General features: G+C 53.4%; 23 protein-coding genes, 1 tRNA gene and 1 pseudogene. 14 read left to right on the forward strand and 11 right to left on the reverse strand.

Translation table 11 applies throughout. The features are described 5' to 3' along the window. Positions 1 to 8 precede the first annotated feature (8 nt). From mdcG to INT32_RS19535, 5 genes are all read left to right on the forward strand, one after another. A complete protein-coding gene (gene mdcG, locus INT32_RS19515) occupies positions 9 to 689 on the forward strand; it encodes a malonate decarboxylase holo-[acyl-carrier-protein] synthase (RefSeq protein ID WP_193090379.1) in 681 nt (226 codons plus the stop codon). Beyond that, positions 679 to 1,545: a triphosphoribosyl-dephospho-CoA synthase MdcB gene (gene mdcB, locus INT32_RS19520; protein WP_193090380.1), complete on the forward strand. Its 867-nt coding sequence runs from the start codon at positions 679 to 681 to the stop codon at positions 1,543 to 1,545. Before mdcG ends, mdcB begins: the two co-directional genes overlap by 11 nt. A 1-nt stretch (position 1,546) precedes the next feature. After that, positions 1,547 to 2,470 carry a malonate decarboxylase subunit epsilon gene (locus INT32_RS19525; protein ID WP_193090381.1) on the forward strand — a complete coding sequence of 308 codons (924 nt, stop codon included), beginning with the start codon at positions 1,547 to 1,549 and terminating at the stop codon, positions 2,468 to 2,470. 305 nt (positions 2,471 to 2,775) lie between these two features. Next, entirely contained in the window at positions 2,776 to 3,546 is a 771-nt protein-coding gene (locus INT32_RS19530; protein ID WP_193090382.1) for a glutaredoxin family protein, read from the forward strand. A 275-nt stretch (positions 3,547 to 3,821) separates the two neighbouring features. Then, entirely contained in the window at positions 3,822 to 4,010 is a 189-nt protein-coding gene (locus INT32_RS19535) for a hypothetical protein (protein ID WP_193090383.1), read from the forward strand. 154 nt (positions 4,011 to 4,164) lie between these two features. On the opposite strand, the gene INT32_RS19540 is transcribed toward INT32_RS19535, so the two are convergent. Beyond that, positions 4,165 to 5,025: a LysR family transcriptional regulator gene (locus INT32_RS19540; RefSeq protein ID WP_193090384.1), complete on the reverse strand. Its 861-nt coding sequence runs from the start codon at positions 5,023 to 5,025 to the stop codon at positions 4,165 to 4,167. Positions 5,026 to 5,202: 177 nt separating this feature from the next. On the opposite strand from INT32_RS19540, the gene INT32_RS19545 reads away from it, so the two are divergent. From INT32_RS19545 to INT32_RS19555, 3 genes are all read left to right on the forward strand, one after another. Then, positions 5,203 to 6,330 carry a mandelate racemase/muconate lactonizing enzyme family protein gene (locus INT32_RS19545; protein ID WP_193090385.1) on the forward strand — a complete coding sequence of 376 codons (1,128 nt, stop codon included), beginning with the start codon at positions 5,203 to 5,205 and terminating at the stop codon, positions 6,328 to 6,330. Positions 6,331 to 6,457: 127 nt separating this feature from the next. Further along, the gene (locus tag INT32_RS19550) at positions 6,458 to 7,429 is read left to right on the forward strand and encodes a tripartite tricarboxylate transporter substrate binding protein (RefSeq protein WP_193090386.1); all 972 of its coding nucleotides are present in this window, start codon (positions 6,458 to 6,460) and stop codon (positions 7,427 to 7,429) included. Between the two features lie 63 nt (positions 7,430 to 7,492). Beyond that, a complete protein-coding gene (locus INT32_RS19555) occupies positions 7,493 to 8,410 on the forward strand; it encodes a dihydrodipicolinate synthase family protein (protein ID WP_193090387.1) in 918 nt (305 codons plus the stop codon). Positions 8,411 to 8,432: 22 nt separating this feature from the next. Here INT32_RS19555 and INT32_RS19560 read toward each other — a convergent pair whose 3' ends face one another. Next, positions 8,433 to 8,612, reverse strand: coding sequence for a hypothetical protein (locus INT32_RS19560; RefSeq protein ID WP_193090388.1), 180 nt, complete (start codon positions 8,610 to 8,612; stop codon positions 8,433 to 8,435). A gap of 41 nt (positions 8,613 to 8,653) precedes the next feature. Between INT32_RS19560 and INT32_RS19565 the strand changes: the two genes are divergently transcribed. Further along, positions 8,654 to 8,863, forward strand: coding sequence for a tripartite tricarboxylate transporter substrate-binding protein (locus INT32_RS19565; RefSeq protein WP_193090389.1), 210 nt, complete (start codon positions 8,654 to 8,656; stop codon positions 8,861 to 8,863). 157 nt (positions 8,864 to 9,020) lie between these two features. Here INT32_RS19565 and INT32_RS19570 read toward each other — a convergent pair whose 3' ends face one another. The 6 genes from INT32_RS19570 to INT32_RS19595 form a co-directional block, all read right to left on the reverse strand. Continuing rightward, on the reverse strand, positions 9,021 to 9,422 hold the full coding sequence (locus tag INT32_RS19570) for a JAB domain-containing protein (RefSeq protein WP_226817295.1): 402 nt from the start codon (positions 9,420 to 9,422) through the stop codon (positions 9,021 to 9,023). Then, positions 9,364 to 10,263: an NAD(P)-dependent oxidoreductase gene (locus INT32_RS19575; RefSeq protein ID WP_193090391.1), complete on the reverse strand. Its 900-nt coding sequence runs from the start codon at positions 10,261 to 10,263 to the stop codon at positions 9,364 to 9,366. Before INT32_RS19575 ends, INT32_RS19570 begins: the two co-directional genes overlap by 59 nt. Before the next feature lie 28 nt (positions 10,264 to 10,291). Further along, positions 10,292 to 11,128, reverse strand: coding sequence for a carbohydrate ABC transporter permease (locus tag INT32_RS19580; RefSeq protein ID WP_193090392.1), 837 nt, complete (start codon positions 11,126 to 11,128; stop codon positions 10,292 to 10,294). After that, positions 11,125 to 12,015, reverse strand: a complete 891-nt coding sequence (locus tag INT32_RS19585; RefSeq protein WP_193090393.1) for a carbohydrate ABC transporter permease — start codon at positions 12,013 to 12,015, stop codon at positions 11,125 to 11,127. The genes INT32_RS19580 and INT32_RS19585 overlap by 4 nt, the downstream gene beginning before the upstream one ends. 23 nt (positions 12,016 to 12,038) lie before the next feature. Continuing rightward, complete coding sequence (locus INT32_RS19590) at positions 12,039 to 13,430, reverse strand: ABC transporter substrate-binding protein (protein ID WP_370540261.1); 1,392 nt, start codon at positions 13,428 to 13,430, stop codon at positions 12,039 to 12,041. A gap of 79 nt (positions 13,431 to 13,509) precedes the next feature. Then, positions 13,510 to 14,583: an ABC transporter ATP-binding protein gene (locus INT32_RS19595; RefSeq protein ID WP_193090394.1), complete on the reverse strand. Its 1,074-nt coding sequence runs from the start codon at positions 14,581 to 14,583 to the stop codon at positions 13,510 to 13,512. 215 nt (positions 14,584 to 14,798) lie between these two features. On the opposite strand from INT32_RS19595, the pseudogene INT32_RS22225 reads away from it, so the two are divergent. From INT32_RS22225 to INT32_RS19605, 3 genes and pseudogenes are all read left to right on the forward strand, one after another. After that, positions 14,799 to 14,900, forward strand: a pseudogene (locus INT32_RS22225) (2-hydroxyhepta-2,4-diene-1,7-dioate isomerase); the annotation flags it as partial. 14 nt (positions 14,901 to 14,914) lie between these two features. After that, positions 14,915 to 15,661, forward strand: a complete 747-nt coding sequence (locus INT32_RS19600) for an SDR family NAD(P)-dependent oxidoreductase (protein WP_193090395.1) — start codon at positions 14,915 to 14,917, stop codon at positions 15,659 to 15,661. 70 nt (positions 15,662 to 15,731) lie between these two features. Beyond that, the gene (locus INT32_RS19605) at positions 15,732 to 17,450 is read left to right on the forward strand and encodes an IlvD/Edd family dehydratase (protein WP_193090406.1); all 1,719 of its coding nucleotides are present in this window, start codon (positions 15,732 to 15,734) and stop codon (positions 17,448 to 17,450) included. 30 nt (positions 17,451 to 17,480) lie between these two features. Here the strand turns inward: INT32_RS19605 and INT32_RS19610 are convergent, their stop codons facing one another. Together INT32_RS19610 and INT32_RS19615 are read right to left on the reverse strand one after the other, a co-directional pair. Further along, the gene (locus tag INT32_RS19610) at positions 17,481 to 19,004 is read right to left on the reverse strand and encodes a UxaA family hydrolase (protein ID WP_193090396.1); all 1,524 of its coding nucleotides are present in this window, start codon (positions 19,002 to 19,004) and stop codon (positions 17,481 to 17,483) included. Positions 19,005 to 19,108: 104 nt separating this feature from the next. Beyond that, positions 19,109 to 19,840, reverse strand: a complete 732-nt coding sequence (locus INT32_RS19615; RefSeq protein WP_193090397.1) for a FadR/GntR family transcriptional regulator — start codon at positions 19,838 to 19,840, stop codon at positions 19,109 to 19,111. 346 nt (positions 19,841 to 20,186) lie between these two features. On the opposite strand from INT32_RS19615, the gene INT32_RS19620 reads away from it, so the two are divergent. Further along, a complete protein-coding gene (locus tag INT32_RS19620) occupies positions 20,187 to 20,699 on the forward strand; it encodes a hypothetical protein (RefSeq protein WP_193090398.1) in 513 nt (170 codons plus the stop codon). A 20-nt stretch (positions 20,700 to 20,719) separates the two neighbouring features. On the opposite strand, the gene INT32_RS19625 is transcribed toward INT32_RS19620, so the two are convergent. Then, a tRNA-Arg gene (locus INT32_RS19625) sits at positions 20,720 to 20,794 on the reverse strand. Between the two features lie 265 nt (positions 20,795 to 21,059). Here INT32_RS19625 and INT32_RS19630 point away from each other — a divergent pair. Further along, positions 21,060 to 21,846, forward strand: a 787-nt coding sequence (locus INT32_RS19630; RefSeq protein WP_193090399.1) for a cytochrome c5 family protein, incomplete at its 3' end; no start/stop codon positions are given.

A 21,846-nucleotide genomic window follows, 5' to 3' on the forward strand; every position in this document is an offset into this window, starting at 1 on the left:
AATAACGCATGCGCCGCCATGATCTTGCCTATCTGTACCCGGCCGCAGAGTACCGGCTGCTCAGCCCTGTGCAATGCCCTGCCGCTCACGACGCACTGCAGCGCTGGCTGCAGGCACAGCGCCCGCTGGTGGTGGCCCGGCAATCCGTGGCGGCCGGTGCTCAGATCCTGTTGGGCCTGACTTTACCACCGGATGCAGAGCCCAGACGAATAAGTGTATCGGTCAATCCCGATGCAGTCAGCGCAATCGCCCCCCCGCTTGCGCTCGCGCATTGCGTAAATACATGCACCGCAGCCGTTGCTGCTGCATTGAAACGTCTGTTGCGGCAATGTGAATCACACGATATTGTGGTCAGTGTGTACGGATCGCTCGCATGGGAAGCGCTAAGCGGGACGACATACCGACACGACCAGTCTGACATTGATCTTGTCTGCGATATTGCCCGTGCGCCTCAGCTTGCTTGCTGCATTGAAGCCCTGCAACTGGCCCAGCAGGCGCTGCCCTGCTCTCTGGACGGTGAAATACGCTTTGCCGGTGGCGCGGCGGTCAACTGGAAGGAGCTTTCCCAGGCCTTGTTGCAACCCGCGCAACCGACAACGAGAGTTGTCGTCAAGGAAAATGCCGGCGTCGCATTGCTTAGTCTGACTGAACTGCTATCGCGTTTGAAGGAGCACGAGCATGTATGCTGAATCCGTCAAACCCGAGCAAAGCATCGATCAGGCGTCCCGCGCAACATTGACTCCGGAAAAAATTGGCCGGCGGGCAATTGGCGCGCTATATCGGGAGGTCGCACTTGCACCCAAACCGGGCCTGGTCAGCCCCATGGACAGCGGCAGCCATGCTGACATGAATTTCAGTACCTTTGTGAGAAGCCTTCAGGCGCTGCGAGGGTATTTTCCAGCGATATCTCGCCTGGGCATGCAAACGCCCACTTATGCACAGTTGCAATGTTGCGGCGTGGATGCAGAGCAGCGCATGCTGCGGGCCACCAATGGCGTGAATACTCACCGCGGGGCAATTTTCAACCTGGGGTTGCTGTGTGCAGCAGCTGGTGTTGATATTGCCCTTACCGGTTCGTGCTCGGCCGAATCGGTAAGCCAGCGCGTTGCAGATCTGTGGGGGCCCGCCATTGTGGCCACGGCAAAAACCGTCAGCGATAGTCATGGTGCTGTCGTTCAACGCCGTTACGGCAGTGGCGGCGCGCGCACCGAGGCTGCCGCAGGCTTTCCTTCGGCCATCAGCATCGGCTTGCCTGCCTATCGTACGGCGCTTGCGCAAACCCAGTGCCCGCAACAGGCCGCTGTGCAGTGTTTCTTTGCCCTCATGGCCGAACTTGAAGACACCAATCTGCTTTGGCGAGGCGGCCGCCCGGGCCTGGATTTTGCCCGCGAAGCCGCAACGACATTTCTTGCCCGTGGTGGCGTGCACGCCCCAGACTGGCAACATCAGGCCCGCGCCTTGCATGCCACGTTTGTGGCCCGCCGGCTAAGTCCTGGCGGCTCGGCCGACTTGTTAGGTGTCGTCCTGTTTCTGGAGTCACTCTGATATGCGCCTTGCCATCGTATTCAGCGGTCAGGGACAGCAATCTGCTGAGCACTTTCAAGCACTGCAAGCGATGGTGTCATCAGAGACGGCGGCACAATTGTCGAAACTGCTTCCTGATGTCTGGCAGAACGCTGCGGTCCATTGCGAGGCTCTTGGACAAAACAGGATTGCCCAGCCGTTTATCTTTGCATTTCAATTGCAATGGTGGCACCAATTACAACCGTTGCTGCCCCGGCCGATTTGCGCAGCGGGGTATTCCCTTGGAGAATTGGCAGCCTGCAGCGCAGCGGGCGCCCTCGACATGCAGCAGGGAATCAGTCTGGCAGCACAACGGGCTGCCAGCATGGACGACTGCGTGCAGACACAGGCCGGCCTGATGGCCATCATGGGTTTGCCCCTTAAAGATATCGAAGAGATTACCGCCAACAGCAATACGCATCTGGCCATCATCAATCCAGATCAGCACTATGTCATTGGTGGTTTCGAGCAACACTTGCAGCATGCCGGGCAATTGGCCCACGAGCAAGGCGCCATGCGCGTTGTCAGGCTGTCGGTTCAGACGCCTTCGCATACCGTACTGCTGCAGTCCGCTACACCGGCCTTCGCACGACACCTCGCGCCCTATCGTAATGAGGGGCCGCTGAGATTCAAAGTGCTTGGCGCTATGGATGGTCGCGCAGCCATGCGCGTGGCGCAGGCACTGGATACGCTGGCTGACCAGATAAGCCATGCCATGGACTGGGTAGCCTGCCTGCAGGCCATTCGTGAGCTGCAACCGGATGCCGTGCTAGAGATCGGGCCGGGTCGCGCTATGGCGCGGATGTGGAATGCCATCTATCCAGATATACCAGCCAGATCAGTCGATGACTTCCGCAGCCCGGTCGGCATACAAAAGTGGGTTGACAATGTGCTGGCGCGCCGTTGATACTGATCGTTCAAAAACCACCTGAACGCTCCCGAGCCGTTTATTCCGCAATCGTCATATGAATCGCACTCAGGTAAGGTCTCGACCCGTTGTCCGGGGCGCCTGACTGAACGGCCCGGGCGATGCAACACCAGGAACCAACGTCCAATAATCCGCTGCGAAAAATATATAATGAAATAACACGGCATGACAAAAGCAGATCGCGCCAGCCGTTATGCCTGGGCACTGGCAGCCAGTCAAACAGGATGCCGCTTGAATTTACTTCTTGCTATTACCCTCATATCCAGCATTGTCAGGAGACCGAGATGGCCAGAAAAATGCACCCCCTCAGAAAAGCTGTTATTTATCGCATGGTCATGGACGAGCACACGTGTCCGTATGGCCTGAAAGCCAGAGCCCTGTTACGGCGCTCCGGTTACGACGTGGAAGATCATTGGCTGACTTCGCACGAAGAAACAGAGGCTTTCAAGGAACAACACGCCGTACCGACCACACCGCAGATTTTCATTGATGGCACAAGAATCGGCGGGTATGACGACCTGCGCCGTTATTTGGGCAAGAAAGTCGCCGAGCCGGGCCAGACAAGCTACCGACCTGTGATTGCGCTGTTTGTATTGACGTTTTTAATGTCGCTTGCCGTAAGCCACCTGGTATACGGTCAGCCATTGACGGTGCAGGCAATCAAGTGGTTTATTGCTTTTAGCATGGTGATCCTTGCGCTGCTTAAACTACAAGACGTAGAAAGTTTTTCCACCATGTTTTTGAACTACGACATACTTGCCAAGCGTTGGGTTCCATACGCCTATATTTATCCGTTCGCAGAAGGCCTGGCTGGCATTTTAATGATTGGCAATATGCTGACATGGCTATCGGTGCCAGTTGCGCTGTTTATCGGAACGATAGGCGCCGCTTCAGTCATCAAGGCTGTTTATATCGACAAACGACAATTGAAATGCGCCTGCGTTGGTGGATCAAGCAACGTGCCGCTCGGATTTATCTCGCTGACTGAAAACCTGATGATGATTGCAATGGCAGTCTGGATGGCTTTTGCTGCTTGGGGAAACGGCGGTCACTAGACATTTTTATACCGTTGACCTGATTGTCGGTCGATATTCGAACCGCACATTCGTCAATTTTCTGGCAACGCTATAAGTTCGAGAACTATCTTATTCCGCGCAGCTGCCCGATCAATATCCTGCCAAATGTCATTGCAAAATCGATCGCATCTGAAGCGATGCCTCCCGCCGCATGTACGCAATGCACCGTGCGCCCTGACGATAAGATAATGCACAAAACGCCAAATAGAGATAATATTTCGTCTCAACTATTTTTATAACAAGGACTATTTCTCATGCAACTTATGAATCCGGCCAGCATTATCGGCATTGCAATTGGCGCGTCATTATTTGCTCTGTTCTCAAAGAAAAACAAAGATAAGACAAAGTTGCACAGGTTCGGTCTTTTTATTGCCAGTTTTTTTGGTGTTCTAGTTGTCCTGCTGGCTGTTAACTTTGGTATCTATTATTTTCAGCGGTATTGAGTATATAGAAGCACAAGGGCATTAGTCAGCTGGCTCGTCAGCGAATTTCAATATAAGGCATACCTGTCTCGCGTCTCAGGCAGGCACCCCAATCTCTAGCATGCAACGCCGACGCCTCGTAAAGCATTAACGCAGCGCAGCGACGCCCGGCTTGTCAATCGGCAAGCGCCAGAAAAGCATGAATCAGCTTTTCCCTCACATTGGAACGCAACCACATGATGCCCAAATTGCGGGTGGGTACTGGCCCCGGCAGCCGATGGCGGATCAGGCCGGGATCGTATTGATTACCATAACTCCAGTCGGGTACAACAGATACCCCAAGATCGGCCTTGACCAGATCGGAAATATAGTCCAACCCATCCAGTTCCAGCCAGGGTTCAGGATAGACCCCATGCAATTTCAGATATTCGTCGGCCATCTTGCCAGCGACAACACGTCTGTCATAGCGGATGAATGGATATTTTCTCAAAATTGAAAACGGGTCCTGCCCCTGCAACCGGGCCGGCGCAAGCAGGATCAGCGGCTCTTTCCTAAGCTGCTTCCACAAGACTGTTTTAGGCACCTCGAATAAGGGATGCACCAAGATGGCCGCATCCAGCTCCCCTTGCAACAGGCGCTGGTAAAGCACGGTAGATGCTGCCGGCTCTATCAGTATCTTGGTGCCTTCATATTTACCAAGCCATTTTCTGAGCATGCCTGGAAGCATGCCCTTGACGACCGATGGTGTGGCGCCAAGCGTCAGTGGACCGGCCGGCAACTCGGTATTGCTGGCCAGCGAATTGAAGTTTTTTACTTCTGCCAGCACCAGCTTGGCCTGTCGTAATGCCTTGCTGCCCGCCTCGGTTGGCATCATCGTGCGGCCCACGCGCTTGATCAGCGCTGTGCCAACGTCAGCTTCCAGCGCCCTGAGCCTGAGCGATACGGCGGTGGGTGTCAAATCCAGCTGCCTGGCCGCCGCAGCGACAGATCCCAGCTCGACGACCTGCACGAAGCTTTCCAGAAATCTGGTGTCCACATCTGTCCTTTCACTTGTAATAAAAGCAAACCCGATCCAGGTGAGCCGGGGCTTCAAAAACCAGTTTTTGTTATTTATAAACCCAGTAAAACAATATTGTTCTTTTGTTACGAACTTCCAATAATAGCATTATGTGTTCACTTCATTTCACTCGTCATCAACAGTAAAAAGGATCCTATGCCAATTATCGAATCGATACAGGTATGCGCGCCAGTCGTGCCGCTTGATAAAGTCACCTCGTTTTCCAACCGTACCGTGAGCGCACGCCATTACGGCCTGGTCAAAGTGACCTCGACCGACGGGGTAACGGGCATCGGATTTTGCTACGTCGGTAGCGCTGGTGGCGCGATTTTCACCCAGGCGGTAAGGCAGTTGCTGGCGCCGGTATTGATCGGGCAGGACTCCTATGCGGTCGAGGGGCTGTGGCAGACAATGTATCAGGAGTCGTTGTTGCAAGGCAGATCCGGTACCGTGATGCGTGCGCTCAGCGCGCTCGATATCGCCTTGTGGGATTTGAATTCGAAAACCCATCAGCTCCCCCTGCATAAATACCTTGGCGCCGTCGCCCTGGAGCAGGTGCCGGCCTACGCCAGCGGTGGCTATTACCTGGACGGCAAGACGCCCGGACATCTGGGTGAAGAAATGGCAAGTTACGTTGCCAAGGGATTCAAGGCGGTGAAAATGAAATCCGGGCGCCTGTCGCCCAGGCAAGAAGAACAGCGCCTGAAGGCAGCACGAGAAGCGGTAGGGCCGGACGTTGAGCTGATGATGGACATGAATAATGCCTGGTATGACACCACCCAGGCCATGCAGTATGTCAGGCGCTTCGAACAATACGATCCTTATTTTATCGAAGAACCCTTCTTGCCCGACGACCTGGAAAACCACGCCCGTCTGGCCCGCATGACGCATATACCCATAGCCACCGCCGAGATCGGCTATGGCCGTTGGTACCACAAGGCCCTGATGGACCAGGGCGCGGCGGCGATCCTGCAAACGGATGCCGCGGTTTGCGGTGGCATTACGGAATGGCGCAGAATTGCCCAGACCGCGGCCAGTTTCGGCCTGGTCATGTGTCCGCACTGGTTTCATGACTTGCATGCGCCACTGGTTGCCAGCACCCCAAACGCCCGCTATGTGGAGTACTTCTGGGACGACCAGGTGCTTAACTTCCGGCGCCTGGTAGATCGACAGTTATCGCACAAGAATGGTTATGTCATCCTGCACCAGGAACCCGGCCTGGGCTTCGGATTCGATGAAAAATACCTGGCCAGCCTGGCTAAATGGGAATTAATAAAAAAGTAATAACGATGAAGGGGAAAGCAACACGCAAGTCATCAGGCAGAACTGACCAGGGAGATCACCAGATAACAAGTCAGAACAGACAGCAGCATTTTCGCAAAATGGTCGTACACGTTCCAAGGAGACAAACGTGAACAAAATTAAATATGCAATTGCAGCAACGACGTTAGTGGTGGCCTCTTTTCCCGGTTTTGCCTGCGCCCAGGATGCGTGGCCAAACAAGGCGATTACCTATGTTGTACCGTTTCCGGCAGGCAGCAACACCGATGTCCTGGGCCGCATCATTGCCGACGAACTGGGCAAGCGGCTGAAGGTGCCGGTGGTGATCGAGAACAGGCCTGGCGCCACCGGCATGATCGGCTCGACCCACGTAGCCAGGGCCAAAGCCGACGGTTATACCATCATGGGCGGCAGCATCGCCTCGCATGCGATCAATGCCGGACTGTTTCCGAATATGCAATATGATCCGGCCGGTGATTTCAAGCCCATTACGATTATCGGTTTCAATGCCAATACGCTGGTGGTCTCCAACAAAAGCCCGTTCACCGACCTCAAGGCGATTATCGCAGCGGCCAGGGACAAGCCGGACACCATCACCTATGCATCGTCGGGGATTGGTACGACACAACATTTGTCCGGCGTTCTTTTCGGCCAGCAAGCTAATGTCAAAGTCGTGCACGTCCCTTATGGCGGCAAGGCAGCACTGCCGGACGTAATGGGTGGGCAGGTCAGCATGATGTTCGAAGGGCCGACCGTCATCCCTCATGTACAACAAAAGACAGTCAGAGCCCTGGCGGTCACATCCGCAACCCGGCTGGCCGGCTTGCCTGATGTGCCAACCATGAAGGAGCTGGGATTGCCCGACTATGAGATGCGTTCATGGCAAGCCATTTTCGCGCCCAAAGGCACGCCCGGGCCGATCGTGGAAAAACTGTACTCGCACATCAAGGCAATTCTGGAGACCCCGCAGATTCGCAAAAAACTCGATACCATGGGTGTTGAGCCATCAGGCATGCCGCCCGCCGAATTTGCTGATTTTCAGAAGCAGGAAATAGACAAATGGCGCGCCGTCATCAAGAGTGCGAATATCAAAATTCAATGATCGCCCGCCTCCCGTGTCCTGTCAGACCCGGGTTTTACAACCCCCCCCCCAACTGGAGACATGATGTCCGATCGAATTAAAGGTGTACTCTCCCCCGTCGTTACCCCATTTGCCGAAGACGCGACGGTGGACCTTGCGAGATTTACCGAACAATGCAAATGGCTGCAAGCCAATCAGATCGGCCTGGCTTTTCTGGGCACCAACTCTGAAGCAAATTCGATTTCGCCCGATGAACGCATCGCCATGATTGACGTTCTCATTGATGCCGGGCTGGATCCCAAAGGGATGATGCCTGGCACCGGCAGCTGCGATCTGCCTACAACCGTGCGCCTGACCCGACACGCTGTCGAGAACGGCTGCGCCGGCGTGCTGATGCTACCGCCCTTCTATTACAAAGGGGTATCTGACGAAGGCCTGTACCGTTACTTCTCTGAGGTTATCGAGCAGGTTGGCAATGACCGGCTGAGAATCTACCTATATCATATCCCGCCGGTCGCGCAGGTGGGCATCAGCCTGCCCTTGATCGAGCGGCTGCTCAAATCTTATCCATCCGTTGTCGCCGGCGTCAAAGACTCCTCCGGAGACTGGAACAATACCCAGGCCATGCTGACGCATTTCGCACCCGAGGGCTTTGACGTCTTTGCGGGCAGCGAAACCTTTCTGCTGCAAACGCTGCGCGGCGGTGGCGCCGGATGCATAAGCGCCACCGCCAATGTGAATGCACCGGCCATTCATGCCTTATACAGCAGCTGGCAAGGTGCCGACGCAGACCGCCAGCAACAGGATCTTGATAAAATCCGCCAGATATTTCAAAGCTACCCGATGATACCTGCGCTCAAATCGGCCATCGCTCATTGGAGTGCAAATCCGTCGTGGACCCGTGTGCGACCACCGTTGGTCCAGTTGGAGCCGCAACAGCACCGTAATCTGATTGAGCAACTGCAAGCCGCCGGCTTCAGCATATCAGGCCTGGGAACATGACAGACGCCTGAGCAATACGATTTCAAACGGCGTCGGGTGCGCAATGGCGCAGACAGGCTTGCTGGCGACCGTCAAGCTTGTTGTTGATCCGTCTGGACAGGACTGACGGCAAGCCGAGTGGCGCGTGCCCTGTGCCATTGATCGCTTCGAACCTGCCCTGGTCGCGCTGTCGGTAGACAGACGCAAACCAGATGGCGATCATCAACTGACTTCAGCCGCCGGGGTGCGAGGCGGGGTCTGCTCATGAAACCAATAGGAACGTCAGCGGCTATTGTGGCTAAGCTTCAAAATGCAGTTCAAATAGCAATGCAGGATCCCGAAATGAAAGAAAGACTGAGCACGTTAGGAATCGAACCAATAGGAAGTACGTCGGAAGAACTGTTAGCCACCATCAAAAGCCAGATAAAACAGTATACAAAGGTGGCACGGGAGGCAAAGATCAGTATTGACTGACGTTCAGGCAACAGGAAGTGCCCTCTATCGGACCAACCCGGTAGAGCCTCGGATACTCTGGCAGCTTCGCTGCCTTAGCCTTGATATCATCTTTCAGCCTTTGTGCGGCGTCGGGATTGTCGTCCACTACCTACTGCTGACATGGAAACAGGCGATATTATATTTGGCCGCGTTCGACTAGCGATACGGCGGTGTTTCCGGCAACAATGGTGTGATCAAGCAAGCGTACTTCGATCAAGTGCTGCGCCTGTTTCAGGTGGCGTGTTAGCGAAATGCCGGCGGCTCCGGGCTCGACAAAACCTGGCGGGTGGATGTGCGACATAATCAACGCGGCCGAGTTCAAAAGCAGGGCCGTTTTCACGATCTCACGCGGGTATACGCTTGCCTGCGCCACCACCCAGCCCGAACATTCGGCCCGGATGGCCTCGGCGTCCAGCTTGGCCTGCGCCAACTGTCCGATTAGCGTCCGAGGCTGGATATAGACACTGTATCCAACGTGCTTATCTGATATTCTTGTGACGACGTCTATTGACAGTGACCAAAGAAGGAAGAAGCTCATCCCCATCGCCCTCGTTCACGACGCTTCGCAGCGTCTGCAACAAATGGGGCGCCAACATGTCGGCGTTCACATAAGGGTTGATCATGCTATTAAAGTAGCCAATATCTTTGGCTGCATTCCGGATCGTAAAGGCGAGTTGCCCATAATCATTTTTTAGAATGCCGCCCAGCAAGCGACGCACAATCAGGTTATCTGCGGCGCCACTCCTTAATAAATCGTCAAATAGTTCAAGGTCTATGCCCAAGGGCTCACATATGGCTACAGCCTCTGCCACCAGGGTCGTCATGCCCAGAGTGACAAAGTTATTCAGCAGCTTCAGCTTGTGAGCACTGCCGACCGGCCCTGCATGGAAAATATTCTCGGCGAACGCATTTAACACGGGCTTGATTCTAAGCAGCATAGCGTCGTCTGCGCCCACTATTACATTCAGCGTTCCTAACTGCGCTTCTATTGGCGTTCGCCCCAAAGGGGCATCAACCAAACATACATTTTCATCCGTACAAGCCCGCCATAACCTGGCCGTTGTATCTGGGTCACCCGTAGAGCAGTCAATCACCACAAGGCCGTCCCGCCGGAACGCCAAAATGCCATTGTCACCCAACAGCACCGACTCGACCTGCGTGCTATCGGCCAAGCACATAACCACAGCATCGCTAGCTCGTACGAGCTCCTTCATGTTGGCTGCCTCGCGCGCGCCACGCGCAACCAGGTCATCAATGGGGATACGATTTCGATGAGCGATGACGGTTACCTCGAACCCTTTGGCTATCAGGTTTGCAGCAATGCCGTGCCCCATCAAACCAACGCCAACACATCCGATTTTTTTAAACTCTTGCGTCATACTCCACCTGAAATAAGAAACGTAAAAATCAACTTTTTACAGAGCCGGCGGTCAGACCCGACACCATATAACGGCGAAACGTGTAATAGATCGCGGCCGGTGGCAAGGAATAGATAATGCCAGTGGCCATTAATAAGTTCCATGGCGCATCGTCCACCGTTGTGAATATCCCCATGCCTACCGCCAGCGTGATGTTTTTCTCTGAGGACAACAGCAAAAACGCATATAGATATTCATTCCACGCCAGCAACAGCGCATAGGTACCAATAGCAACAATGGTTGGAGTCATCAACGGCAGATATACCAACCGAAATATCTGCCAGGCAGTTGCGCCATCCATTCGAGCCGCCTCATCTAGCTCGTAAGGCAGCTTGTCAGCGGCCTGCTTCATGATCCAGATAGCGTAAGGGGAAGCCAGGGCCAACATCGAGAAAATAAGCGACAACCTGTTATCCAGCAGACCATAGTTGCCCATAGTCTTGTACATAGGTATTGCCAGGAAAGCGGATGGAATCAAGTACGTCAGCAACGAAATATTCAAAACCACACGCCCGCCTCGCAGCCGCAACCGGCTGATTGCGAACGCAGACGTCGTCGCGACCATTACGGTGCCCAATGCCACAGCGACAGCCACGACCACGCTGTTAAACATCTGCATCCAGAAACTGCGCAGATAATAATGGCCCTGCGTAAATACAGTTACAAAGTTCTGCAGCGACAGGTTCTCTGGCCACAAGGCACCGGTAAAAGCGGTTTCCGGAGGGGTCAATGCGATCACTGTCATGTGATAGATCGGTATCACAGCCCACAGAAAAATAGGTATCCCGAGCAGTATCAAGCGCGCCTCACGTAGCTGTTTCCTCATGTCCGGCTTTCCTTGCTCAGATACTTCATCATGAACCACATCATTGGAACAATAAAAGGCATGGCCACGATGACAGCGGCTATCGCCATGTCCACGCGATCCATCCTGAGATACCGCATGCCCAGGGTCGCCAGCACTTGGGTTCGATCCGCCGGCCCGCCGCCGGTCAACAGATAAATGCTATTAAAGTCCCCGAGGGTCCAAATCATGGAGAGCGTCGTTGCCGACACATAAAGCAAACCAATACTGGGAAAGGTAATAAAACGGAATCTTTGCCATGCGCTCGCACCGTCTACATTGGCCGCTTCATAGAGCTCGCCGGGGATCGTCATCCGGCCAGCGAGCAATATCAGAGTCCAAAATGGCAAATACTTCCATATATGCACAACAACCGCGCTCCCAAACGCCAACCATCTTTCCGTCAGCCAACTGGGTCCCATGATTTGAAACTGATTAAACAAAAAGCTATTGAGCATTCCCCATTCGGGATTGAGCATCCATTTGATAGAAAAAATGGTTGATATCGAAGGTACCGCCCAAGCCAGGATGAATATCAACCCCAGCGCTTTTATCCAGCGCTGCTCATTCAAGAAGAAGCCTGAAATCAGCAACGCAAGAAGCATCTTGATATTGACCGCAACCAGCACAAATACGACAGTGTTAAATGCCGCCATTCGAAAGATGGGATCAGCAAATAAATCGGCATAAGTGTCCGGATTCGACCCAAGGCTGATACCGTAAGCAATCGGATAGACCACAAACGCAAAAAAGATAAGCAGGTATGGAAGCAAAAAGAGATACCGTGCGGCACCCCACGCCGAGATCGTACTGATCCGAGCGCGGGAACCGCCAGCGGCGACCTCATCGATTTTAGTCATGGTATTCATGCCAGGAATCGCTCCACCGCTGTTTAAGGCTGCTCAACAATGGTTTGAATCCGCTTAATCATTTCGTCGGTCGCCTGCGCGGGCGAAACATTGTCCTGCGAGATTCTAGCCAAGGCCTGCGCCCAAACATTTTCTGCGTTAACAATAGTAAAACGCCAGTTATAAACAAACTGAAACGGCACAACCCCGTCTTCAAACATCTTACGCGCCACAGCACGATGCGGGTCTTTACCATCCGTCCAGAATGGACGGTCAGCGCCGTACTTGGTAACGGGATACCATACGCCCAGCATGCTCTCAAGATAGCTTGTCACGTTCTCGTCGCGCATCAGGTATTCCATGAACTGCTTGCCGCCCTCAATGTTTTTCGCATCGGCAAAAACCATCCCTGTCTTGACCGAAGTCAGGTTAGGCAGGACGCTGCCATCTGGTTTTTTTGGAAACGCCGCAGTAACCAGGTTTTCGTGATAGTTTTTACGGGCGATTTCTTTCTGCTCGGCTGTGGCGTCTTGCTTGTTCATCGCATCTAGGTAGGACGCCGGAATGGAAATGGTGGCGTTGGGCGTCATGACTGTCGTTCGATTATTAAAGTTGACGTTGTTATCAACGTCGCCCCAATTGATCGAGCTAGGTGGAGTGCATTTCTGCTCATATACCTTTGAGTAGTCGGCTAGCGCCAACTCGATGCCTTTCCGGTTCTTTGGGTCATCCAGCAGCAATTTGCCGTCTTCATCCACGACTTGGACGTTGTGCGCGTTCAAGAATGTAAGAAGACCAAAAAAGGTATCACTTGCCTGCACACTGTATGGCAGGCCTATGCCGTATGTCCGCTGGCCTTTCTTGCGCAGTGCGGGCTGAACCTTATCGCACCAGAAGCTCCAGTACTCGGCCCATTCAGTAGGAATATCGGCCTGGGTAAAGCCGGCCTCTTCCAGCATGTCGCGCCAGTAAAATGTATGCAGAATATTCTGTCCGATTGGAACGGCGTAATACGCTTTCTTGCCCACTTTCTCATTGAACAGATACGTCGTTTCCAATGTGCCGGGTAGAAATTTGTCTTTCATCGGCCCAACCACATCGCTGACATCCGCCAGCTTCCCCTCGTAGGCCCACTTACCCGTAGTGCGCACGTCGTAGGTCAAGCCAAAACTAAAGTCAGGCGGAGAACCGGCCGCCACGGCACTGACCGCGCGCGTAATCAAATCTTCGTTGGAGTAAAAACTCAGGTTGACCTTGTTACCGGTGTCCTTCTCAAACCGTTTGACCACATCTCGCAAAGATGAGTCCATGGCCTCATAGAAGCCCTTATTTGCCCATACCGTTACCGTCTTGTCCTGCGCCATTGCTGAACCAATCGTTATAGCGCCCAATGATGCGACCAGTCCCGCCTGCAGTATCTGTTTTCCTTGTCTCACTTTTCTTTCTCCTTTAGGGTGGGAAGTAGCATCTTCCCGAAATGGTCGGGTTAATTACCCCGATCTTCAGCACGTGACATCATCGGATGGCGCTGCCTGTTTGAGCATCAAAAACATGCAGCTTGTCGGCTCGCGGCTCCAGCCAGATAAGTTCGCCGGGAACAAACTGGTGCCGTTCATGAAAGACAGAAACAATGTCGTAAGAGCCAATCTTGCAAATAACTTGTATATCCGCGCCGGTGGGCTCCACTACGGTGACCTTGGCGGCAAGTCCGTTCCCCTCGGAAGACAAGCGAAAATACTCTGGCCTGATGCCCACCACCACTTGTTGCCCGTCGCGCGCAGCGCTATCCGTGCAACAGGGAATAAACGCAGCCGTTTTAAGATCAATGCCCTGTCTATCTCCTTGCCGTACGAACACCCCTTCAAGCAAATTCATGGCGGGAGAGCCAATAAAGCCTGCCACAAAGGTATTCGCAGGAGCGTCATAAAGTTCCAGCGGGCTACCGGTTTGTTCGATCTTTCCGTCTCGCAGAACAACGATCCGGTCTGCCAGCGTCATCGCCTCAATCTGATCATGCGTGACATAAATCGATGTCGTCTTGAACCGTTGATGCAATTCTTTAAGTTCGGTACGCATTTGCACGCGCAACTTGGCGTCCAGATTTGACAGTGGCTCATCAAACAGAAACACCTGAGGACTACGCACGATGGCCCTCCCCATGGCGACCCTTTGACGCTGACCACCCGATAGTTGACGCGGATGTCGATCAAGCAACTCGGTAAGACCCAGAACCTGCGCTGCCTGACGAACTTGCGTATTTATGACGTCTTTTGGCGCTTTAGCCAGCATCAGGCTAAACCCCATATTCTGATAAACCGTCATGTGGGGATAGAGCGCGTAGCTTTGAAACACCATAGCGATATCACGCTGCTTGGGAGCCAGGTCATTGACCACCTTCCCACCAATGACGACCTCGCCTGACGTGATGTCTTCCAGACCAGCGATCATGCGCAGCAGCGTTGACTTGCCGCAGCCGCTAGGGCCAATCAATACCGTGAATTCTCCATCAGCAATTTCGATGTCCAAGCCATGCAGGACCTGCATCGAGCCGTATCGCTTCACGACATTTTTTGTAACAACAGCTGCCATTCGATCTCCCATTCTTGCGTACGAACCACTGGTTTACCCACTTCTAATTCATGCAGTAATTTGGACAATTGGACTGGTGGACTGACCAATTATGAGTTAATATGACACACGTATTTTGTGATGTCAACATTCATTACAGTCAGGAAGACTTTCCTGTTCAACTTTGAACCGGCACGGAAAACGCGATCATGAAACTTGTACGCTATGAAAGCCAAGGCGGCGGTATGAAGCCTCCACTCTTTCTTAAAGCGGGCGATATCGTAAGCCTCGGAATAGACGGCTTGGGTGAACAGTGTCAACACGTTGTGCAGCGCTAACTCAGGAGACCACCATGAATTACTACGACTTCAAAGACCGTGCAGCGGTCATTACGGGCGGAGCAGCAGGAATTGGGCTAGCGGTAGCTCGCCGCATGAGCGCCGCCGGCGCCAGGCTAAGTTTATGGGACAGCAATAAAGATGCGCTGGCTGAAGCTGAACGAGAATTGGGCAACTCCATTGACCTGCGGGAAGTGGATATAAGCTCGCCGGCCGCCGTCCAGAATGCAGCAGTCGAGACGCATAAGGCACTTGGAAAACTGGATATCCTGGTAGCAAGCGCCGGGATCACTGGACCCAACGGCACCGTGCTCGACTACGACGTTGAAACCTGGCACAACATCCTCAATATCAATCTGACCGGCGTATTCCTGTGTTCTAAGTATCTAATACCGCTAATGAAAAAAAATGGCTATGGCCGCATCGTGAACATAGCCTCCATAGCGGGAAAAGAAGGTAATCCAGGCGCCGCAGCGTACAGCGCCTCCAAAGCAGGCGTTATTGCCCTGACGAAATCCTTAGCCAAAGAACATACAGCCGACAACATCATCATTAACTGCGTCACACCCACCGCCATCAAAACCGGACTGTTTGACCAAGTGACTCAGCAGCATCTTGACTATCTCATGTCCAAGATTCCACTCGGTCGCTTCGGCGCGCCCGAGGAAGTGGCCTCCATGGTCTGCTGGCTGGCCAGCGAAGAATGTTCATACAGTACCGGAGCGGCTTTTGATCTGTCCGGCGGCCGCGCAACATATTAATAGCAAAAAGTTGAAAGCCGGTTTATCGGCCATCGATGCGCAACAATCTTATCTATTGGATACGACCTACATGAAAAAAAAACTGCGTTCCCAGGATTGGTTCGGCGGCACTAGCGCCACGGCATTTGGCCACCGCACTTTCATGAAAAACCAGGGCGTACCTGACGACCACTTCGACGGACGGCCTATTATTGGCATCTGCAACACTTGGTCCGAATTCACACCGTGTAACGGCCATCTGCGAGCTATCGCCGAAAAAGTGAAGCGCGGCGTACTGGAAGCTGGTGGAGTGCCTTATGAGTTTCCGGTCATGTCGCTGGGAGAAACGCAGCTGCGTCCCACCGCCATGCTCTTTCGAAACCTGGTATCCATGGATGTCGAAGAATCGATCCGCGGTAACCCTATGGATGGCGTTATTCTGCTGGTCGGGTGCGACAAAACCACACCAGCCCTGCTGATGGGAGCCGCCTCCTGCGACTTGCCCACTTTGGCAATTTCGGGCGGCCCAATGCTGAACGGACGACATCAAGGGCTGCAGATAGGCTCAGGCACCGCAGTCTGGAAATTTTCTGAAGCGGTTCGTTGTGGCAGCATGACCAGTCAGGAATTCATGGATGCTGAATCGGGCTTATCGCGCTCGGCCGGACACTGCATGACAATGGGCACAGCTTCAACCATGGCATCAATGGTCGAAGCTCTTGGAGTCGGCCTGCCCCATAATGCCGCAATTCCTGCAGTGGATGCGAGACGCTATACCCTGGCCCATTTAGCGGGGCGGCGTATCGTGGAAATGGTTAACCAGGATATTAAACTTTCACAAATCCTGACTCGAGAAGCGTTCGAGAATGCCATCCGTGTCAATGGCGCAATCGGGGGCTCGACCAATGCACCGATTCACCTGCTTGCCATCGCAGGACGCATTGGGGTCAAGTTGAATCTGGCTGACTGGGACACTTTGGGGGCGGATATCCCAACTCTCGTCAACCTGATGCCCTCGGGGAAATACCTGATGGAAGACTTCTACTATGCCGGTGGCCTGCCGGCTGTATTACGCATGCTTGGCGAGCAGGGGCATTTACATAAAGACGCGCTCACAGTAAACGGTCATACCCTGTGGGAAAACGTGAAGGACGCCCCATGTTACGACAATGACGTCATTCGAGACTGGGATAATCCGCTGCTAAAGAATGGTGGCATTGCGGTGCTGAAAGGCAATATTGCACCTGATGGCTGCATCATCAAACCGTCATCTGCATCGCCCCACCTCATGAAGCACAGGGGCCGAGCAGTCGTATTCGAAACAATCGAAGAGTACAAAGCCCGCATTGATGATCCAGATCTCGATATTGACGAACACTGCATTATGGTATTAAAAAATTGCGGGCCCAAAGGCTACCCAGGAATGGCCGAGGTAGGCAATATGGGCTTGCCTCCGAAAGTCCTACGTAAAGGGATTGAAGACATGATTCGGATCTCGGACGCCCGCATGAGCGGAACCGCTTATGGCACCGTCATCCTGCATGTTGCTCCTGAAGCGGCAGCGGGAGGCCCATTCGCCTTGGTGGAAGAAGGTGACATGATAGATGTGGACGTTGCAGCCCGAACTATTCACCTGGACATACCTGAGCAAGAACTCGAACGGCGGAAAGCATTATGGATGCCACCGCCCAGTATGGCTGGTGGTTATCAGAAGCTATACATAGATCATGTTATGCAAGCCGATAAAGGCGCCGACCTAGACTATCTTGTAGGTTGCCGTGGGGTCGAAGTAAAACGCGACGCCCATTGATGATGCTATTGCACCGTGGGTTTCCGGCGATCAGACGGTCGCCCCAAGAACCCACGGGACAAACTCGTTCTGCCCATAGCCATGCTGCTCACTTTTAGTTTGCTTTCCAGAAGCCGTATCGAGCATCGCCCGAAATATCCTGTGCCCGGCCTCTTGGACCGTCTCTTCGCCCAGCGCGATACCGCCGCAATTGATGTCCATATCGTCGAATTGATGCTCATACAACTTGGAATTGGTGGCCAGCTTCAAGGACGGCACCGGCTTGCAACCATATGCCGAGCCGCGGCCAGTAGTAAAACAGATCAAATTGGCCCCACCAGCCACTTGCCCTGTCGCTGAAACGGGGTCGTATCCCGGCGTGTCCATAAACACCAGCCCCTTGGCAAGAACCGGGCAGGCGTATTCGACTACATCAACCAGATTAGTGCTGCCACCTTTTGCGACACCGCCCAGGGACTTTTCAAGAATCGTGGTCAAACCGCCGTCTTTGTTACCCGGAGAGCGATTATTATTCAGTTGCCCTAGATGGCGCGCCATATAGTCTTCCCACCACTTGATCCGCGCCACGAGCTTTTCACCGACCTCTTCAGATATTGCCCTTCGAGTAAGTAGATGTTCGGCCCCATAGATTTCCGGCGTTTCTGAAAGGATAACTGTGCCGCCGCTTTCGACCAGCAGATCGGCTGCGACACCCAACGCCGGGTTAGCAGTCATGCCTGAATACCCGTCAGAACCGCCGCACTGCAGGCCTGTGATCAGATGGCTGGCCTCTACGGTTTCGCGCCTCACCTGGTTAGCAGAAGGCAGCATTTCATGAATAAGCTGAATCCCATGAGCAATCGTTTTGCTGGTGCCTCCCATGGCTTGCAAAGTCATGGTGCGCAATAATCCACTTTCTTCCAAACCTTGGGACGCCAACAAAACAGGCATTTGATTCGCCTCGCAACCCAGACCGATCAGCAATATACCGGCAAAGTTGGGATGCCTCACATACCCAGCCAAAGTTCGTCGGACAATATCGATATCCTCGCCCTGATCCCCCATCCCACACCCTGTGTTATGAGTAAGGGCCACGACGCCATCCACATTAGGAAAAGCGTCACGCCATGATACATCCCGGTCAAAGGCGTCAGCAATGGCACGCACTACCGTAGCCGAACAATTGACAGTGCTAATGACACCTAGAAAATTACGTGTACCAACACGCCCATCGCTGCGAACAATGCCCTGGAAAGTAGCCGGATCATTCGCCTGCCGAGTCGGCTTGGCATCTGCGCAGTACGCATAGTCGCGGGTAAAGTCGCCCAGGCTCACATTATGTACGTGAACATAATCCCCAGGCTGGATCAATTGGCTTGCAAAACCGATAATTTGCCCATAACGACGTACTGGCGCGCCTACCACAATGGTGCCTACGGCAACCTTATGTCCGGCTGGTATTAGCGCCCGGCACACCATATCGCCTTGCAGAGGCGTGCCGGGCGGCAGATCACAGCAGGCAATAGCAACGTCATCGTTCGGATTGAGCTGGATAAACAAGGCAGTTCCGGTCATTTTATTCAACTCCTAATCGAAGCCATTGATAGCGGTTAGCTGGCTCGTTGACACTAGATTGACATCAACGGCCTACGAAATCTGCGCTTTTTTTACGGCATTTTTTACTGTTTTTTTTCGTTCAGCAACTCTTTGGAAAGCACATCGTGGGCACTTCGCAGATGTACCCGCATCGCTTGGCGGGCAGCCCGGGGGTCGCGTGCCTCGATCGCCGTATAGATAGCGTGATGCTCGTCAACGCAGTGAGCCAGGCGTTCATGGGTCAGCACATGCTTTTCCAGCATCTGCCACATGTTTCCATTGCGATAATCCCAGAGATTGCGCACTACATGCACGAAAGCCGTATTCCCCGTGGCCTGAGCAATACAAATATGAAACTCTCGATCCGCTTCCTGCAGCGGCGGGTTAGCTTGATTTTCAAGCTTCATCAGTTCGATAGTAGCCCGGATCGCGGCAAGATCAACATTGGTTGCGGTCTTCGCAGCAATGGCTGCAATCTCGCTTTCTATGCTTAAACGAGCTCGCACCAATTCCAATGGCCCGGGTTCATGTTCCGGGACGGCGCGAAGCACCTTATGCGAACGCTCATCTTTCTTGGGGCTGCGTTCCGCAACATAAATACCAGAACCAATACGAATATTAACCAGCCCGGCTACCTCGAGCGCAATAAGCGCTTCGCGCAAGGACGGGCGACTGACGGCCAGTTTCTTAGCCAATTCGCGTTCGGCGGGCAGCCTCATCCCGGGCTTGAATTCGCCGCTTTCGATTAAAACCTCAAGTTGATCGGCAATAAGTCGGTATAAACGTTGCGGTGGTGCTAGAGCCTGAATGGGCATGGAAATTAAAATTGAATCAAAAGTTTGGAAAGATGGTAAGGCCAATAAATGATAACACAGAGCTTACTGATAGCCCATCAAATGCCGTGAGCAACCCGACAGAATTCAAACGATATTTTCGCTATTATTCGGTATTTGAATATCAGAAGTCCGCCAAACGCCCTTGCTGGTCGTCTCTATGGCGAGCCATCACGTCAACATGATCTCTAATATAGCCAAAGCAAATATTGAAGGTCGTGGCAGGACGTTTAGCCTTTGGACGCAACAGCTTGACCTGCTGCCTCGGGGGCTACATGAGTCATGTTTATATGATTCATTCATTACCGTTTTGGCATAGCCCTGTGCGTTGCCTGAGTATCTTCGCCCGCCGCGACAAATCCGCGTTGATGCGGCCCGTGAGCAGGCTCGCGACAAAGGGACAAATACCAACAAAATTCGATATGTGGATTTGCAGACGCCCGCTATTAAAGCCCTTGAGCGTCAGCGTGCGCTGACTTGGTCGCCAAACGGCTATGTTTTCATCAATCCCAGAACCGGGCAGCGGTTCGCGGATTCGAGCCGACCGTTGCAGGTGTGGCACAAGGCCTTGAGGGGCGTGGATTTTAGAGCGCGCGGCGCGAAACAAACCCGACACACGTACGCTACGCTGTGCCTGCATGTCGGTATGAATCCCGCTTATGTCTCGAGACCAATGGGCCATGCGAACGCCCAGATATTTGCCAAGATGTTTTTTGAGGTGTACTCACGCTGGATTGACGGTGATGCCAACACCCGCGAAAAAGCCAAAATGGACGCTTATCTTAAAGCAATCCCTTCTAAAACTCGCCACCTGGAACTGAAATGTGCCGAGGTGGCATAACTAATAACGACTAAATTTATTGGCGCCTCCGACAGGAATCGAACCTGTATCAAGAGCTTCGGAAACTCTTATTCTATCCATTGAACTACGGAGACATTCAACCAAGTCCGCTATTTTACCCTATTGTGCAGTTTCCTGTAAGGCCCAGACGGTATACTTGCACAGTTAATTTCTGTTTAAAATAAGACACTTTCACCTGTTGCAGGGCGTATTCACGTACAAAACAGGGTGACAATCGTTATAATCCAACATTACTTATTATTTCACTTTCGGGGGAAAGGGCATGGTCCGGCAGTATGCGAGTCATTTGGCTTCTTTTTTTCCATTATTTAACATTGCAATGACCTGTAGGATGTATCTATGAGCGATCAAACAGAACACCACGAAGAACACGATGAACATGTTAGCCCGATCAAAACGCCCAAACAGCTGATTGTCGTCGTCGTACTCTCGTTCATACTCCCTGTACTTATTATTATCCTGCTGGTCAATGTAGTCAGCTCTTCCAGTGGTTCTGGCGCAGGCAGCGACTCGCTGACTGAAGAATCCATTGCCGCCCGTATCGCGCCCGTTGCCAAATACAATACCGCTCCCGTGATTGTTGCCGCGGCCGACGCCGGTCCGAAAAAACTCAAGAGTGGCGAAGAAGTGTACAAAAGCCTCTGTATGGGCTGTCATGACACCGGCGTTGCCGGCGCACCTAAATTCGGTGACAAGGCTGTCTGGGCTCCACGCCTGCAAGCCGGCCAGGCTGAAGTGGTCAAATTGGCCATTAATGGCCTGAATGGCATGCCACCGAAAGGCGGCGATCCAAGCCTGAGCGATCTTGAAGTGGAACGTGCCGTTGTATACCTGGCCAACCACTCCGGCGGCTCATTCAAGGAACCCGCTGCGCCTGAAGGCGAAGGCGCGGCCGCTCCCGCTGAAGGTGCTGCTCCTGCCGAAGGCACCGCTCCTGCTGAAGGTGCCGCTCCTGCTGAAGGCGCTGCTCCTGCTGAAGGTACCGCTCCTGCCGAAGGTGCTGCTCCCGCTGAAGGTGCTGCTCCCGCTGAAGGTGCTGCTCCCGCTGAAGGTGCTGCTCCCGCTGAAGGTGCCGCTCCCGCTGAAGGTGCCGCTCCTGCCGAAGGTGCCGCTCCTGCCGAAGGTG

The sequence above is a fragment of the Advenella sp. FME57 genome, from assembly GCF_014897675.1.
Taxonomy (GTDB): domain Bacteria; phylum Pseudomonadota; class Gammaproteobacteria; order Burkholderiales; family Burkholderiaceae_B; genus Advenella.